The organism is Oerskovia enterophila (assembly GCF_001692445.1).
Classification (GTDB): Bacteria; Actinomycetota; Actinomycetes; order Actinomycetales; family Cellulomonadaceae; genus Oerskovia; species Oerskovia enterophila.
Window position 1 is genome coordinate 1 of sequence record NZ_MAQA01000074.1, and the last position, 15,773, is coordinate 15,773.

13 protein-coding genes and 1 pseudogene are annotated in these 15,773 nt (G+C 72.3%); 7 read left to right on the plus strand and 7 right to left on the minus strand.

What is annotated here, in order from left to right:
* A pseudogene (locus OERS_RS19035) lies at positions 1–866 on the minus strand (hypothetical protein); the annotation flags it as partial.
* 233 nt (positions 867–1,099) lie between these two features.
* Here OERS_RS19035 and OERS_RS19040 point away from each other — a divergent pair.
* The 6 genes from OERS_RS19040 (at position 1,100) to OERS_RS19065 (ending at position 7,907) form a co-directional block, all read left to right on the plus strand.
* Positions 1,100–1,951, plus strand: a complete 852-nt coding sequence (locus OERS_RS19040) for an aldo/keto reductase (protein WP_068627615.1) — start codon at positions 1,100–1,102, stop codon at positions 1,949–1,951.
* A gap of 469 nt (positions 1,952–2,420) precedes the next feature.
* Positions 2,421–3,512 (plus strand): branched-chain amino acid ABC transporter substrate-binding protein, encoded by a 1,092-nt coding sequence (locus OERS_RS19045; RefSeq protein ID WP_235534474.1) that lies wholly within the window; start codon positions 2,421–2,423, stop codon positions 3,510–3,512.
* Positions 3,513–3,684: 172 nt separating this feature from the next.
* Entirely contained in the window at positions 3,685–4,719 is a 1,035-nt protein-coding gene (locus OERS_RS19050) for a branched-chain amino acid ABC transporter permease (protein ID WP_139107950.1), read from the plus strand.
* Complete coding sequence (locus tag OERS_RS19055; RefSeq protein ID WP_083201616.1) at positions 4,716–6,182, plus strand: branched-chain amino acid ABC transporter permease; 1,467 nt, start codon at positions 4,716–4,718, stop codon at positions 6,180–6,182. The genes OERS_RS19050 and OERS_RS19055 overlap by 4 nt, the downstream gene beginning before the upstream one ends.
* Positions 6,179–7,201 (plus strand): ABC transporter ATP-binding protein, encoded by a 1,023-nt coding sequence (locus OERS_RS19060; RefSeq protein WP_225220318.1) that lies wholly within the window; start codon positions 6,179–6,181, stop codon positions 7,199–7,201. Before OERS_RS19055 ends, OERS_RS19060 begins: the two co-directional genes overlap by 4 nt.
* On the plus strand, positions 7,188–7,907 hold the full coding sequence (locus tag OERS_RS19065; protein WP_056653240.1) for an ABC transporter ATP-binding protein: 720 nt from the start codon (positions 7,188–7,190) through the stop codon (positions 7,905–7,907). The genes OERS_RS19060 and OERS_RS19065 overlap by 14 nt, the downstream gene beginning before the upstream one ends.
* 218 nt (positions 7,908–8,125) lie before the next feature.
* Here the strand turns inward: OERS_RS19065 and OERS_RS19070 are convergent, their stop codons facing one another.
* From OERS_RS19070 to OERS_RS19085, 4 genes are all read right to left on the minus strand, one after another.
* Positions 8,126–9,343, minus strand: coding sequence for a glycoside hydrolase family 3 N-terminal domain-containing protein (locus OERS_RS19070; RefSeq protein ID WP_211268522.1), 1,218 nt, complete (start codon positions 9,341–9,343; stop codon positions 8,126–8,128).
* Positions 9,344–9,452: 109 nt separating this feature from the next.
* On the minus strand, positions 9,453–10,070 hold the full coding sequence (locus OERS_RS19075; RefSeq protein ID WP_068627617.1) for a carboxymuconolactone decarboxylase family protein: 618 nt from the start codon (positions 10,068–10,070) through the stop codon (positions 9,453–9,455).
* Between the two features lie 228 nt (positions 10,071–10,298).
* Entirely contained in the window at positions 10,299–12,413 is a 2,115-nt protein-coding gene (locus tag OERS_RS19080; protein WP_068627618.1) for an immunity protein Imm33 domain-containing protein, read from the minus strand.
* A 66-nt stretch (positions 12,414–12,479) separates the two neighbouring features.
* Entirely contained in the window at positions 12,480–13,517 is a 1,038-nt protein-coding gene (locus OERS_RS19085) for an ABC transporter substrate-binding protein (protein WP_083201617.1), read from the minus strand.
* A 405-nt stretch (positions 13,518–13,922) separates the two neighbouring features.
* Between OERS_RS19085 and OERS_RS19090 the strand changes: the two genes are divergently transcribed.
* Positions 13,923–14,264: a hypothetical protein gene (locus OERS_RS19090; protein WP_056653227.1), complete on the plus strand. Its 342-nt coding sequence runs from the start codon at positions 13,923–13,925 to the stop codon at positions 14,262–14,264.
* A gap of 77 nt (positions 14,265–14,341) precedes the next feature.
* On the opposite strand, the gene OERS_RS19095 is transcribed toward OERS_RS19090, so the two are convergent.
* Together OERS_RS19095 and OERS_RS21655 are read right to left on the minus strand one after the other, a co-directional pair.
* Positions 14,342–15,244 carry a helix-turn-helix domain-containing protein gene (locus OERS_RS19095; RefSeq protein ID WP_068627619.1) on the minus strand — a complete coding sequence of 301 codons (903 nt, stop codon included), beginning with the start codon at positions 15,242–15,244 and terminating at the stop codon, positions 14,342–14,344.
* A gap of 91 nt (positions 15,245–15,335) precedes the next feature.
* Positions 15,336–15,773, minus strand: a 438-nt coding sequence (locus OERS_RS21655; RefSeq protein WP_169834251.1) for a hypothetical protein, incomplete at its 5' end; no start/stop codon positions are given.

Genomic DNA, 15,773 nt, shown 5'->3' on the forward strand with positions numbered 1-15,773 from the left:
ATCCCCATGAAGGGTGCACCGCTCGCCGCGACCTCGGCGAGCTGCTTGCCGACGGCCGACAGGACGGACCGGGTCGCGTCCGGCTCGAGCCGCACGGCGAGCTCCCCGTCGGCCCGTGCCGAGACCAGGCCGGGCGAGAAGACCAGGGTCGCGGCGCCGTCGGGCCCGAGACGGACGTCCCGGAACGTGTCCTCCGACGACGGCACAGGCTCGCCGAACCCCACCCCCGCTGCCGCGAGCGCCGCTCCCGCCCACTCCGCGGCCCGCTTGCGGCCGTCCGCGGTGAGCAGGTCGGCCGACCACGTCGTGGTCGCGCGCGGGAGGTCGGTGTAGAAGGTCTGGCTGCCGAGCTCACCGTTCGCCCCGCCCGTGAAGGCGTAGGTCGAGGCGTGCACGCCCAGCACGTCGCCCTGCGCGAGCACCAGGTCCCAGCCGACGTTGAGCTCGTTGCCCGTCGCGGTGGGGTCGACCGCGGCCTCGTAGGCCTGCGTCGTCGCGTCGACGAAGCGACCGAACGCCCGTCCCAGCGAGTGCTCGCCGGGGATCGCGACGGTCGAGATCGAGCGGGCGTCGCCCGTGTCCGCGGTCGACTCCTGGTGGATCTCGAGGTTCTCGACGGACGTCGGGTCGAGCACCGCAGGCGGGTCCACCCGCTCCGCGGGGACCTTGGTCGCGGTCGGCGACGGGGCGGGCGAGGGCTGAGCCGACGGCTGTGCGGACGCGCGCGTCAGGAAGAACGTGACGCCCGCGGCGACGACCAGCAGGGCGACGAGGGCGGCGACGACCCGGACAGCCCGGTTCTGCGGGCGCGCAGGGGAGGAACCGCCCGGCGGCAGACCGCGGGACGGGGAGGCGTGCGGGGACATCAGGCCACCGTGCCACGCAGGGACGGTGCGCGTCGCGTCCGGACGGGCCGATGAGGCGAGCGCCACAGCGTCCGCCTCGACCCCTCGCACGGCCGCCCCAGGTGCTCCACGACCTTCACGCGCCGCGCACGCGTCGCGTACCCGGCCGCAGTCGCCCCTCGAGGCGTGCGAGGCGGCACCACCCGCCACGTGGCGGGTGGTGCCCACCGCCGCGCGCGGGGTAGAACTGAGTGATGGTCTCTCCCTCCCAGGTCCCCGGCGTCGTGCTGAACAACGGCGTCACCGTCCCGCAGGTCGGCCTCGGCGTCTTCAAGGTGCCCGACGACGCGACCCAGCAGAACGTCGAGGAGGCGCTCGAGGCGGGCTACCGGCACATCGACACCGCGGCCGGCTACTACAACGAGGCCGGGGTCGGCGCGGCGCTGCGAGCGAGCGGGCTGCACCGTGACGAGGTCTTCGTGACGACGAAGCTGCGCAACGGCGACCAGGGTTTCGAGTCCGCCCTCCAGGCCTTCGAGGACTCGCGCGAGGCCCTCGACCTCGAGGTCGTCGACCTGTACCTGATCCACTGGCCCGTCCCCAGCAAGGACCTCTACGTCGAGACCTGGCGGGCGTTCGAGAAGCTCTACGCCGACGGCGCGGCGCGCGCGATCGGCGTGTCCAACTTCCTGCCCGACCACCTCGCGCGGCTCCTCGCCGAGACCGACGTGGTGCCCGCCGTCAACCAGATCGAGGTCCACCCCACGTACCAGCAGCGCGCCACGCAGGCCGCGACGCTCGCTGCGGGCATCGCGGTCGAGGCGTACTCGCCGCTCGGGCGGGGGGCCGACCTCGACCACCCCGTCGTGGCGAAGGTCGCAGCCGCCCACGACGTCACCCCGGCCCAGGCGATCCTGCGCTGGCACGTCCAGGGCGGACGGGTCGTCATCCCCAAGTCCGTGAACCTCGAGCGTCTCGCCGCGAACATCGACGTGTTCGGGTTCGAGCTCTCGTCCGACGAGGTCGCCGCGATCGACGGGCTCGACTCGGACGCCCGCCTGGGCTCCGACCCCGCGACGGCCGCGTTCTCGCAGTACCCGTCCTGACCTCGGGCCGTCCCTCACCTGCGCCTCCGCCGAATCGAGACGTCCCCGTGACGGCCCCGTAACGCGGGACGGAGTCTCGCGTAACGGTGTCCGCATACGTTCCAGGCACTCAGGTCGTCAGGACCCGAGCCCGGAACGTCGGGCACGTTGTCCGGTTCGCCGTGTGTGACTCTCTGGTTGCAATTGTGCATCTGGGGTTTCGCGCGCGTCCGACCTGTGCCATCGTCAGCACGATATTCAGTGCTGAATATTCAGGTGATCCACCGCGGGTGCGAGGAATCTGAGCACCCGGGTGCGATCTGGCGCACGGAGGTTCGGAATGCAACGCACAGCACGTCGAACGACGGGTGGGCTGGCCCTCGCGCTGGCTGCCACCCTCGCCATCACCGCATGCGGTACTCAGTCTCAGGGGGACAACACAGGATCGACAGAGTCGTCGAGCGAGACCGGCACGGCCGACCTCGCGATCGTGCCTTCCGTCCAGATCGACATCGACGGCCAGGAGGTCCCGGTCTCGACGTCGGGCGACCCCGTCGACCCGGCCGGTGACGGCACGGCCGAGTGCGCCGAGGGGACCTCGATCGCCATGGCGGGCGCCCTGACCGGACCCAACGCCGCGCTCGGGCAGAACATCCTCTACGGCGCCAAGGTCGCCGTGGACGCGTTCAACGCCGCGAACGCGGGCTGCCAGGTCACCATCAAGGAGTTCGACACCGAGGGCGACCCGCAGAAGGCCACCCAGGTCGCCCCGCAGATCGTGGGCGACGCGAGCGTCATCGCGCTCCTGGGCCCGGCGTTCTCGGGCGAGACCTCCGCGACCGGCGACGTCTTCAGCCAGGCGGGCTTGCCGTCGCTGTCGGCGTCGGCGACCAACCCCGACATCACCAAGAACGGCTGGAAGACGTTCTTCCGCGGCCTGGCGAACGACGCGGTCCAGGGCCCCGCGGTCGCCAAGTACATGGTGGACACGCTCGGCTACGACAAGGTCTGCGTGGTCCAGGACAACTCGGACTACGGCGTGGGCCTCGCCAAGGAGATCACCGCGGGCCTCGGCGAAGCCGCTGACGACTCGTGCTCGGCCGAGGTCAAGGTCGGTGACAAGGACTTCGCGGCGGCGACCCAGATCATCTCGAGCTCGGACGCCGACGCGGTCTTCTACGCCGGCTACTACGCCGAGGCCGCGCCGTTCGCGCAGCAGCTGCGTGACGCGGGCGTCGACATCCCGTTCGTGTCCGCGGACGGCACCAACGACCCGCAGTTCGTGACCCAGGCAGGAGCAGCGTCCAAGGGCGCGATCCTGTCGTGCCCGTGCGGCCCGGCTCCTGACGAGTTCGCCTCGGCCTACGAGGCTCTCAACGGTCAGGCTCCCGGCGTCTACTCGGTCGAGGGCTACGACCTGGCCACGATCATGCTCACCGCGATCGCGTCGGGCGTGACGGACCGTGCCGGGATGCTCGACTTCGTGACGAACTACGACGGTGAGGGCCTGGCCCGCACCTACAAGTGGGACGACACGGGCGAGCTCTCGTCGGCCCTGATCTGGATCTACGAGGTCAAGTAGCCGGTCGGCGCCTGCCGGTCCGGAGCGCCGCCCCCACCTGGTCGAGCACGACCGGGTCGGGGGCGGTGTGCCCTGACGGCAGCCGCCGAGCGGGCCACGGTGCGCCCGCCTCCTCGCGGGGCGGGCGCACCGCGGTCGGCCGACCGCCCTCCCACCGGCTCGAAGGAGCAGCATGTCGATGCTCGTCCACGACGTCCTCGCCGCAGACCCCCTCATCGGATTCGACCTCGCGGCCCTGGGCCGCAACTTCTGGGCCCTCACCGTCGACGGCCTGACCTACGGCGCGGTCTACGCGCTCGTCGCCGTGGGCTACACGCTCGTCTACGGGGTGCTGCGCCTCATCAACTTCGCCCACTCCGAGATCTTCATGCTCGGCATGTTCGGGCAGTACGCCACGCTCCTCGCGCTCGGGTTCTACCCGAGCGGCGACGCCTTCGACAAGGGCGTCCTGCTGACCGTCCTCTACCTGGGGATCGCGATGATCGGCGGCATGGTGGTCGCGGGAGGGGCCGCCGTCGGGCTCGAACGCGTGGCCTACAGACCGCTGCGCAAACGCGGGGCCCCGTCGCTCGTCTTCCTCATCACCGCGATCGGCGCCTCGTTCGTCATCCAGGAGTTCGTGCACTTCGTGCTCCCGGCCCTGACGGGCGGCGAGCTGGGCGGCGTGAACGCCGAGCAGCCCATCCGGCTGGTCGAGCCCGAGGTCCAGTTCCAGATCTTCGGAGCCAACGTCACCAACGTCACGCTCATCATCATCTTCTCGGCCCTGATCCTGGCCCTCGCGACCGACATGTTCATCAACCGGACCAAGTTCGGCCGCGGCATCCGCGCGGTCGCGCAGGACCCCGTGACCGCGACGCTCATGGGCGTCTCGCGCGAGCGCATCATCATGCTGACGTTCCTCATCGGCGGCGTCCTCGCCGGGGCAGCAGCCCTGCTCTACACGCTGCGCGTGCCCAACGGGATCATCTACTCGGGCGGCTTCATCCTCGGGATCAAGGCGTTCTCCGCGGCGGTCCTCGGTGGGATCGGCAACCTGCGCGGGGCGCTGCTCGGTGGTCTGCTGCTGGGCGTCATGGAGAACTACGGCCAGGTCGTGTTCGGCACCGAGTGGCGCGACGTCGTCGCGTTCGTCCTGCTGATCGTGGTCCTGATGTTCCGACCGACCGGCATCCTCGGCGAGTCCCTGGGGAGGGCGCGAGCATGAGCACCAGCACTCCTGCAGAGAACGCCGACGCAACCGGATCGGGACAGGCAGCACCGGCACGCCCCCGCCCCGAGCTCCCGCCCGCTGGCCAGACGCCCGTCGCCCAGCGCCCCCACGGGGGCGCGGGGGACCGGCTCCGTCTGTGGTGGGACGCGCTCGCGCGCCCGGCCCAGTGGGCGTTCGGGGCGCCGTTCGTCCTGTTCATCGCGCTCCTGCCGATCCTCAACATCCCGGTCCTGACCACGGTCGGCACCAACTTCGGCGCCGTCATGGCCCAGTTCGGGATGTACGCGCTCATCGCGATCGGGCTCAACGTCGTGGTCGGGCAGGCGGGCCTGCTCGACCTCGGCTACGTGGGCTTCTACGCGATCGGCGCGTACACGCTCGCGATCCTCACGAGCCCCGACAGCCCGTGGAACGTGACCCAGCCCGAGGGCTGGCTGTCCGACGACTGGGCGTGGCTCGCGATCCTGCCGGTCGCGGTCGCGATCACGGCCATGTCGGGCCTGGTCCTGGGGTCGCCCACGCTGCGCCTGCGCGGCGACTACCTCGCGATCGTGACGCTCGGCTTCGGTGAGATCGTGCGTCTGCTCGCGGACAACCTCGACGAGATCACGGGCGGTGGTCAGGGCCTCAAGTCGGTCGCCTACCCGCGGCTCGGCGTGACCGAGGAGCTGCCCAACGGCGTGTTCTCGGCGGGCAACGTGGGGAGCACGCTCAACTCGGGCGTGTGGTGGTTCTGGCTGTCGCTCGTCTTCATCATCATCTCGCTGCTGCTCGTGGGGAACCTCGAGCGCTCGCGCGTGGGCCGTGCCTGGGTCGCGATCCGCGAGGACGAGGACGCAGCCGAGATCATGGGCGTCCCCACGTTCAAGTTCAAGCTCTGGGCGTTCGTGATCGGGGCGTCGATCGGTGGCGTCTCCGGGGCGATCTACGCGGGCCAGGTCCAGTTCGTCATCCCGACCAACTTCAACATCATCAACTCGGTGCTGTTCCTGTGCGCTGTCGTGCTCGGCGGCCAGGGCAACAAGCTGGGCGTGATCCTCGGGGCGTTCATCATCGTGTACCTGCCGAACTTCTTCCTGGGGCGCACGTCGCTGTTCGGCATCCCGATCGACGGCAACGCGATCGCGAACTACAAGTACCTGTTCTTCGGGGTCGCGCTCATGGTGCTCATGATCTTCAGGCCGCAGGGGCTCATACCCGTCCGGCAGAAGCTGCTCACGTACGGGCGCGAGCTGTACGTCGCGGCGCGCCGCACGCTCGCCAAGGTGCCCGACGGCGGCCCGCAGCCCGCGTACGCGACGTCCGCTCCGTCGTCGGGCACGGCGGGCACGTCGGGTGCACCGGGTGCGCCCGCCGGCAGCACGGGCGGGCACGCACCCACGGGACGCGGACCCGACGGGCCGACCGACAGCGATCCCACCGGGAACGACGGAACGACCGACGGGGGGAACCGATGAGCAACGAACCCGGAGGCATGGGGGCCGGCGGCGACGTCGGCGACGCGCACCTGTCGCTGTCCGCCGACGCGGGCGAGCCCATGGCCGAGAAGTACCTGCCCGGCGCGGGGCTCGACGAGCCCGTGCTGGTCGACGTGACCGAGGTACGTCCCGAGCTCGCCGACGCCGCGCTGGTCGACGAGATCGTCGCGGCCGACCGCGAGGTCCTGGCCGAGGTCGGCGAGCCGCTGCTCAAGATGGAGGACGTGTCGGTCGTGTTCGGCGGCCTCACGGCCCTGGACAGCGTCACGTTCGACATCCGGCGCGGGGAGATCCTGGGGCTGATCGGGCCCAACGGTGCCGGGAAGACCACGGCGTTCAACGCCATGACCGGCGTCTACCGGCCTACCAGGGGCCAGGTCCGGTTCGACGGGCAGGTCCTGGGCAAGGCCAAGCGCAACCAGATCACGCGCCTGGGCATCGCCCGGACCTTCCAGAACATCCGGCTCTTCAACGAGATGACGGCCCTCGAGAACGTGGTCGTGGGGACCGACGCGCGGCACCGGACCTCGGTGCCGGGGGCGCTGCTGCGCACGCGTCGGCACCGGCAGGAGGAGCGCGACGCGATCGACCGGTCCATGGCGATCCTCGAGTTCGTCGGGGTCGGGGCGCGCGCCACGGAGAAGGCGCGCAACCTGTCCTACGGCGAGCAGAGGCGCCTCGAGATCGCCCGCGCGCTCGCGACCGAGCCCAAGCTGCTGTGCCTCGACGAGCCCGCGGCGGGCTTCAACCCGGCGGAGAAGGAGGCCCTCATGGACCTCATCCGCCACATCCGCGACGACGGGTACACGGTCCTGCTCATCGAGCACGACATGCGGCTCGTGCGGGGCGTGACGGACCGGATCGTGGTGCTCGAGTTCGGGAAGGTCATCGCCGACGGATCGCCCGAGGACGTCACGTCCGACCCCAAGGTCATCGCCGCCTACCTGGGCGTGCCTGACGAGGAGCTGGCTGAGGGAGACGCAGATGCCCCTGCTTGAGATCACCGACATGACGGTCGCGTACGGCCGGATCGAGGCCGTGCGCGGCGTGTCGATCACGGTCGAGGAGGGCGAGCTCGTGACCCTCATCGGGGCCAACGGCGCCGGGAAGACCACGACCATGCGCGCGGTCTCGGGCATCCGGCCGTTGTCGCGCGGGAAGATCGTGTTCGACGGCAAGGACATCACCCGGATGAAGCCGCACCTGCGGGTGCTCGAGGGGATCGTGCAGGCCCCCGAGGGCCGGGGGATCTTCCCCGGCATGACGGTCCTGGAGAACCTCGAGATGGGGGCGTACGGGCGCACGTTCGAGAACAAGGCCGTGCACGACGAGACGCTGGCGCGGGTCTTCGAGCTCTTCCCGCGCCTCGAGGACCGCACGTCGCAGGTGGGCGGGACCATGTCCGGGGGCGAGCAGCAGATGCTCGCGATCGGGCGCGCGCTCATGGCTCGGCCGCGGCTCATGCTGCTCGACGAGCCGTCGATGGGCCTCGCACCCATGGTCATCCAGCAGATCTTCCGGATCGTCTCGGAGATCAACGCGCAGGGCACCACGGTGCTGCTGGTCGAGCAGAACGCCCGGCAGGCGCTCTCACGCTCGCACCGGGCGTACGTGCTGGAGACGGGCGAGGTCGTGCGGTCCGGGGGCGGCCGGGAGCTGCTCGCGGACCCGAGCATCAAGGAGGCGTACCTCGGCGTCGCGTGAGCACCGGGTCACGGCCTGTGCACACTGTCCCCAGGTCTGTGGATAACTTTGTGGACAGCAGTGGGGACAACGTGTGGAACACGCTGTGGACAGTGTGTGGACGACGGGCAGCGGGCGGTCGGGTGCGGTGAGCCCCGCCCGCCCGCTGCCCGTCCGAGGACGGGTTCCTGACCCTGCCGAGCCCTGCCGGGGCAGCCCGGCGCGGGCGCACCCGGCACCTACGCGCCGAGCCTCTCCTTGGCCGCGAGGACCCGCAGCACCGCCGCGTCGACCTGGGCTGCGAAGCCCGGGTCGCTCTGCGCGCGCTCGACGAGGGCGGACGCCATCTCGGGGATCACGCCCGGGTCGGCCGACGCGAGCACCATGTCGCCGCCCGCAGCGATCGTCAGGACGGCCCGGTCGCCCGGCGACCAGGCCTGGACCTGCTCGGCCTTCGACACGTCGTCGGTGATGACCACGCCGTGGAAGCCCAGGTCTCCCCGCAGCAGCCCGTCGACGACCACGGGCGAGAAGGCGGCAGGCACACCGGGGTCGATCTGGTCGTAGATCGCGGTCGACATCATGACGAACGCGGCCCCGGCGTCGATCCCCGACCGGAACGCCTCGACCGACGGGGCGTCGCGCGTGGTCACCGTGTCGGTCACGCCTGCGTCGTCGTCGGTGTTGCCGGCCACCCGCCCCAGACCGGGGAAGTGCTTGATCGCGACGTCGACGGCGCTGGCCTCCATGCCCGCGCTGAACGCGTTCGCGTGCGAGGTCACGGTGTCGACCCCGAACCCGTAGTTCCTCCCGAAGTACCCGATCGGGGCGTTGGTCCGCGCGGTCTCGGGGCTCGTGACGACGTCCATGACGGGCGCGAGGTTGAGGTCGACCCCCGCGGCGGCGAGCTCCGCGCCCCAGGTCGTGGCCTGCGCCTGCAGGTCGGCAGGCGCGAGCGCGGACTGGTCCATGGCGCTCGGGATGTCGGAAAAGCCCGGGCCGCGCAGGACCTGGACCTTGCCGCCCTCCTGGTCGGTCGACACGAACAGCGGCATCCCGTGCGTGGTCTCGTCCGAGACGAGGGCCGTGAACGAGTCGACGAGGTTCTTGACCGGCCCGGTCCCGGCCTGGGTGCGGCCTGCGAGGAACAGGTTGCCCACGTGGTGGGAGCTGATCGCGTCGTAGCTCGCCTGGTCGACCTTCCCGACGTTGACCCCGACCATCAGGAGCTGGCCGACCTTCTGCTCGAGGCTCCACCCGGCCAACGGGTCGGCGGACGGGTCGGGGGCTTCGGTGGGGGTGGGCGCCGCGCTCGCGGTCGGCGAGGGAGGGGTGTCGCTGCCCGACGGCGGAGCGCTCGTCGGGTTGTTCGTCGTGCCGCCGGGGGAGCACGCGGCGAGCAGGAGGGTGGTGACGAGCATGGCGGCGCCCGCGGCGCCTCGACGGGACGACCTCATGCTTCGACCCTAGGCCGGTTCCCGGGATGCCCCCGGCGACCGGGGCCGCTCGGAGGTGTTCTTCGCGTCACGTCGTGCGGGGGCCGTGCCGCGCAGGGTCGGCAACCCGTCAGGTCGCGAGGTGCCGGCCCACGGGGTCCGGGGCGGCGATCGGTCGGCCCACCGTCAAGGCGTCGCGCAGGGCGGGGTCGAGGTCCTGGAACACGGCGTCGGCCTGCGTCCCCGTCCCGTCGAGGACCGAGCTGAAGAAGCAGCGCCCCGACGCGGCCAGGATCACGTCGAGGATCTCCCCGTCGTCGAGGCCCAGGTCCCGCAGCTCGGTGAGGTCGGACTCGGTCATGTCGGCGGCGCCGGCCGCGACCTTGTCCGCGAGGTCCATGACCGCGCGGTCGATCGGAGAGAGCTGGACGGTGTCGTGCCCCTCGGCGGCCTCGCGGACCGCCTCGGCGCCGACATGGTGCTCGGCGAGGATCGCCCCGTGAGCGAGCGCGCAGTACGTCGACCGGAGCCGCAGAGCCGCGGCGAGGGTCGCGAGCTCGTAGCGCCGGGGGGACATGGACGCCTTGATCGCGCCGTTGAGCCCGATCCACGCGTCGAGGACCGCGGGCCGGTTGGCCAGCAGGCGCGTGAGGTTGGCGACGTAGCCACGCGTCGCGCGGTCCTGCTCGAACGCCGTCGCGACGGCCCCGCCGGGCTCGTCCTCGGTGGCCTCTCGGATCCAGCTCATGGCGGACCTCCCTCCCGGGCGGCCGCGTGCCCACGGTCGGAGCACGGTCCCGGGGTGCCTCTCCAGGCTCCCACGGCGCGGTCGGAGCAGGAAGAGGGGCGCGGTCCCAGGGGAAGAGGACCCACGAGCTGAGCCGTCGTCGTCGAGAAGTGAGCTGTTGCCCCGGAAACGCCGGATCGAGGGGCAACAGCTCACTTCTCGACGGCCGAGCGATCGTGCCGCCGTGCCTCAGGTCGTGGCGACGAGCGCCACGACCTGGTCGCGCAGAGCAGCAGGAAGCTGTTCGGCGGTCCCCTCGACGTCGAACCCGAGGTCCTCCGCCTGGTGCAGCAGGGCACCCGCCCGCACCGCGTCGGGTGCGGTGCCGTCCCCGGTGAGCGTCATGACGCCGGCCGTGAACGCGGCTCGCCCGTGCCCCTTGTCGGCCGCCGCGACGTACAGGACGAGGGCTCGCCGCGGGTCGTGCGGGCGTCCCCGACCGGTCGCGTGCTCGGCCGCCACGTTGTAGAGGGCGCGCGGGTGCCCGGCTTCGGCGGCGCGCTCGAGGAGGAGGCGTGACCGCGCCTCGTCGACCGGCACTCCCTGACCCGTCGCGGACAGCACCGAGAGCTCGAAGAGGGCGTCGGGGTTGCCGATCCTCGCAGCGGCCTCGTGGTCGGCCGCGGCGGCCGACGCGTCCTGGGTGAACCCGTAGCCGTTGAAGCGCATCCAGCCCCGCAGCACGTGCGCGGAGCCGTCCGGGTCGTCGGCGGCCAGCGCGTCGACGCGCGCGGCGGCATCGACCGCAGGTTCGAGACCCCGGAAGTAGGCCTCGCGCACCCACGTGAGCGCGGCCTCGCGCGACCCCGCGGCGTCGGCCCGGCGGTAGACGGCGATCATGACCTGCTCGGCGTCGATCGGGAGAAGACCGACGAGGTGCTCGTTGCGCACGAACGCGTCGCGCACGCCGTGGCCCAGGGCGAGCAGCCTCTCGGGGCTCGCGTGCGCGTCGTCGAGGGCCGCGCGGGCGTCCTCGTAGGCGACCGAGCCTCGCGGACGTCGGTCGGACGGCGAGGGCGCGGCCGGCGTCGGGGTGGCAGGCGGCTCGGCTGCGGCGTCGCGAGCGGCGGCGTCCCAGACGAGGTCGCCGGCCGGGTTCCAGATCCGGCTGGTGCGTCCCTCGGCCCACTCGGCGTGGAAGCCCGTGGGGAGGGCGAGGTAGCGCACGAGGTGAGGCGCCTTGCGCCAGACCTCGTGCGCGGGCACCAGCCGGGTGCCCCCGCGCGGCTGCTGGGGGAAGGGCGTGATGACCCACCCCGTGGCGTCGTCGGTCGCGGCGTACCGCTTCACGTGGATCTCGGGGGCCTCGAACACGCCGTCGTAGACCCGGACGCCGTGCGTGAACCGGATCGACTCGCGCGGCACCTTGCAGAACGCGGCCATCTCGACCTGGGAGCGGAGCGCCTCGAGCATCGGGTCGACGTCCCAGGTCATGGTCTCGATCCCTGGCTTCGTGAGGTCCGTCGCGGCCACCCGCAGGTCGTCACCTTCCGCGGAGAGCGCCGACCACCAGAACCCGTGCCACACCCCGAGGCCCTTCCTGACACGCTCAGGAGGCTGCGCCGCGTACCAGTCGACGAGGCCGCGCGCCTGCGGGGCGAGCCGGGGCGTGGTCCGCAGCCAGACGCGACGGCCGTGGCGCGACCGTGCGTCGAGCACGACCGTCGCGGGGGGCCTGGTCGGCTCGCCGTCGGCCCACCACCGGACGACGTCCTCGGTGGGGGGCCAGTCGGCGGTCCGGTTCGCGATCGGGTCGAGCAGGGTCACGGCGTTCCCGTCGAAGTGCGCGACGTACCAGTGCCCCGGGCCGTGCGCGCGGTCGATCCCGAGGATCGAGTACGCCCCCGGCCCGCGGCCCCGCAGCCGTTCGGCGAGCTCGTCGGGAGTCGTCTGCCGGAACGGTGCACCGACGAGCTGGGCGAGCTCGTCCTCGGTCGGGCCCACGGGGCCGGCCTGGCGGGCGGGCTCTCCGCGGAGCACGCCGACCATGGCCGCGACCGCGGAGGCCGCATGGTTGACCGGCGTGGCCGCGAGCGTCGTGTCGTTGCGCGCGCCGGCCTGGTAGGCGGCGACGAGCTCTCGTGCGCTGAAGCTCGACTCCCGGACGTAGGCGGCGCCGTCGAACCCGATGATCGCCTGGGCTCCTCCTCGTCCCGGGACCCAGACGTGGAACCCTCCCGGGACCACGTGCTGCGAGGTCGCGACCGTGGCGACGTCGATGCCGAGGAGCCGAGCGGCTCGCTCGGCGACCTCCGGGAGCGTCTGTGTCCAGTGTTGCTCGGCCTGGCCCGTGGAATCGTTCACGGGCAGATCCTAGGGGTGCCGCCCGCAGGGTGAGAGACGCCCCGCCCTGCGGGCGGCGGGGACCGGTCACCCCGTGACGTGCGCCGCGGGCTCGTAGGCCGCGAGGAAGGCCTCGAGCTGCGACGTGATCCCCGTCAGGGAATAGCCCGTGCGCAGCTCGACCTGCGCCAGCTGGCCCGAGGCGACCGCGGGCAGCGCGGTGAAGGTCGGGGTCGCGAGCTGGGGGGCGTCGGCCCACGTCGAGGGCACGAGGATCAGGTCGGCCGGGTAGGCGCCGGGCTCCTCCCAGCTCGCGGAGGCCCAGAAGCCGTCCTCGCTGTCGAGCTCGGCGAACGTCACGCCCAGGTCGACGAGCGTGCTGCCGAGCGGCGTCCACGTCGGGACCGCGTAGTCGACGCTCGTCTCGAGCGGGATCGCGTAGGCGACCGCGACGTCGGTCTTGGTGGCGGCGACGGCCTGGACCTTCTCGCTCAGCTCGGCGAGCTCGGCACTCTCCTGGGCGTAGACGGCCGCGGTCTCGGAGCCACCGAGGCTGAGGGCGACCTCCTGGAAGTCGGCCAGGGTCCGGGCCGCGCCATCGGTGATGTTGATGCCCACCATCGGCACGACGCTCTCGACACGCTCGATGTCGTCACCCCAGACGCTGCCGAAGTTCCCGCCGTTGTACGAGCTCCAGATGTCGAGGACCAGGTCGGCGTCGGCGGCGAGGACCTTCTCGAGGCTGATGTCGGTGTCCGTCTCGGAGATGGGCTCGATCCCCTCGAGGTCGAACGCCGCGAGGTCCTCCTCGGACAGGCGGGAGAAACCGATGATCCCGACCGGGCGGATCCCGTACTCGAGGAGCACGGGGGCGGTGTCGGCCGTGGCGATGATGCGGTCGGGGACCTCGTCGAGGCTCACGGTCGTGCCGCGCGCGTCGGTGTAGGACCAGGCTGCGGCGTCGGCCGGGGTGCCGCCGGCAGGGGCGCTGCTGCCCGCGTCGGTCCCCGACGAGCACGCGGCCAGGAGCAGCGCCGTGCCGACGGCGGTGGCCCAGGTGGCGGTCGTGCGACGACGCCGCAGAGCGGAGCGCGGGGAGGAGGGCGGGGGAGCTGTGACGGTCACGGGTCTTCGCTTTCGGGGGGAGCGCGCGGGGTCGGCACGGGGCGACCCACGGGACGGGGACTCCTCGGGGACGGGACGCCCCGTGCGAGGAAGTTTGGTAAGGCTTACCTTTGTTCCGCCACTCTAGAGACCGTGATCGAGGCGCACAATCACGCGATCTGGTCGCCGGATATCGTGATCCGGTCAAACCCCAGGTCAGGGGCTCGCAGCGTCGGTCTGGGCGCCGTCGCGTCATCTGCGAGGTGCGCGTCCTGAGGAGCGCTGGTTGGCGGACCGGGAGGACTGCGCTCGCGGCTCCGGGCCGCCGTCGTGTCCTCTGGCCCGAACCGGTCCGGGCGCCTAGGTTGACGGCCAGCGCACGCTGTAGGGCGGCGCGGACAGATCAGGCGGCGGGGGAAGGGTGCCATGAAGGTCAGCACGCGTGTGGAGGACTGGCAGGTCATCGACGGCACGCTGGACAACACCGTCGATATCGCTTCGGAAGACGGCGATGCCGAGCTGTGCGCGGTCGGGCTGCGCATCCGTCAGGCCGGGTGGGAGGCCTGCGCGGTGCATCCCCACCGTGGGGGCGGCTCCGTCGGCTGGCCCCCGGCCGACGACGTGCTCGAGGTCGAGCTCTCCCGCGACGACTGGACGGTTGCCATCGCCCAGCTTCGACGCTGGGCTGCTGTCGGCGAGGCGACGGACGACCGGCCCGAGCCGCGCCTGGCCCGCTGGCTGGAGGACGAGGTGAGAGCTGCCGGCTGAGCGGGGGGAGCTCATGCTCGGCGTGCGTGCGTGCGTGCGTGCGTGCATGCGGGCCCGGGGGACCGGAGAGCTTGGCGTCAGGCGGAAGGGCGCCCCGTCAGAAGTCGCGCACTCTGCGGACGCCCCTCGCCGCTCTCTCGCGAGGCGTCGTCCGGCGACCGCGCAGCGTCCCGGAAGGACCCGGGGGTCAGGCCCGTCTCGCGGCGGAAGACCGCGACGAACGCGCTCGTCGAGGTGTACCCGACGGCGTCGGCCACGTCGCTCACGCGGGCTCCCTCCGACAGTCGGGCCATCGCGACGTTCATGCGCAGGTGCAGGCGCCAGCGACCGAACGGCTGGCCCGACGCGCGGCGGAACACCCGGCCCAGCGTGCTGGTGCTCAGCCCGACGTGCCGCGCCCACTGCGCGAGCGTCCGGTCGTCCCCCGGGTCGTCGAGCAGCTCGTGCACGATCCGGGCGACCGGCTCGACGGTCGGGACCGTGATCCGGGTCGACGCCGTCACGGGCTCGAGCAGGTGGATCGCGACCTGCTCGGCATGGTGGCGCGCCTCGTCGGGCATGTCCTGCGACGTGAGGTGCAGCACGAGCTCGGAGAACAGCGCGCTCGGGGCGACCGTGACGGGTTCGGGGCCCAGGTCGCGCGAGCGGCCGGGGTCGAGGTAGACCGTGAGGAACCGGCTGTCCGTCCCGGCGCGCACGGCGTGGGGGAGTCCGGCAGGGATCCACAGACCGTTCCGCGGCGGCAGTGCCCAGACGTCGTCGCCCGCCCGGACCGTCAGCAGTCCCGAGAGGGCGACCAGCACCTCGTGCGTCCGGTGCGAGTGCTCGAGCCACACCACCGGCTGGTGCGTCCGCGACGGGCCTCCCGCCAGGACGAAGTCCACGTCGCCCGAGGCGTCCTCGGGCTGCACGACGAGCGCGTCCTGCGAGGGGCTGCCCCACGGGAGCCAGTTCTCGACGGGATCGCGGTCCGGGGGCACAGGGACAACCCTACGGAGCCGACATCGCCGGGAGGGCCGCCGACGAGGAGGTGGTCGTGTCCCGCCGGGGTCGCGTGCCGCGTGCCCCGGTTCAGCCCACGGGCACCTCGCCGGGCACCAGGACCCGCACACCGCGACGTTCCAGGACCGTGGCGGTCGTGTCGTCGAGCGTCCGCTCGGTCGTCTCGTCGAACCCGTTCCCGACCGTCCGCACCATGAGCGTCGCGGACCCCGATGTCAGGTAGCGCAGCGCCTCGCGCTGCCACGCGGCGTTCCGGTCGCGCGGGACGGCCTGCCCCGCGGAGTCGCGCGCCCCGACGTCGTACGCGTACCCCGACAGGTCCACCGGCAGCTCGCACCCGCGGCGAAGGTCGCGGCTCAGCACGTCCGTCAGAGCGAGCAGGGCGGGCGAGTCCGCCCGGACGCAGCCCTCCTCCGGGAGGGCGGCGCGCAGCTCGGCCGCCGGGAAGGGCGTGGGGCGAGGCAGGGCAGGGGCGGCCGTCGCGAGCCCCAGCCCCAGGCACGCCCC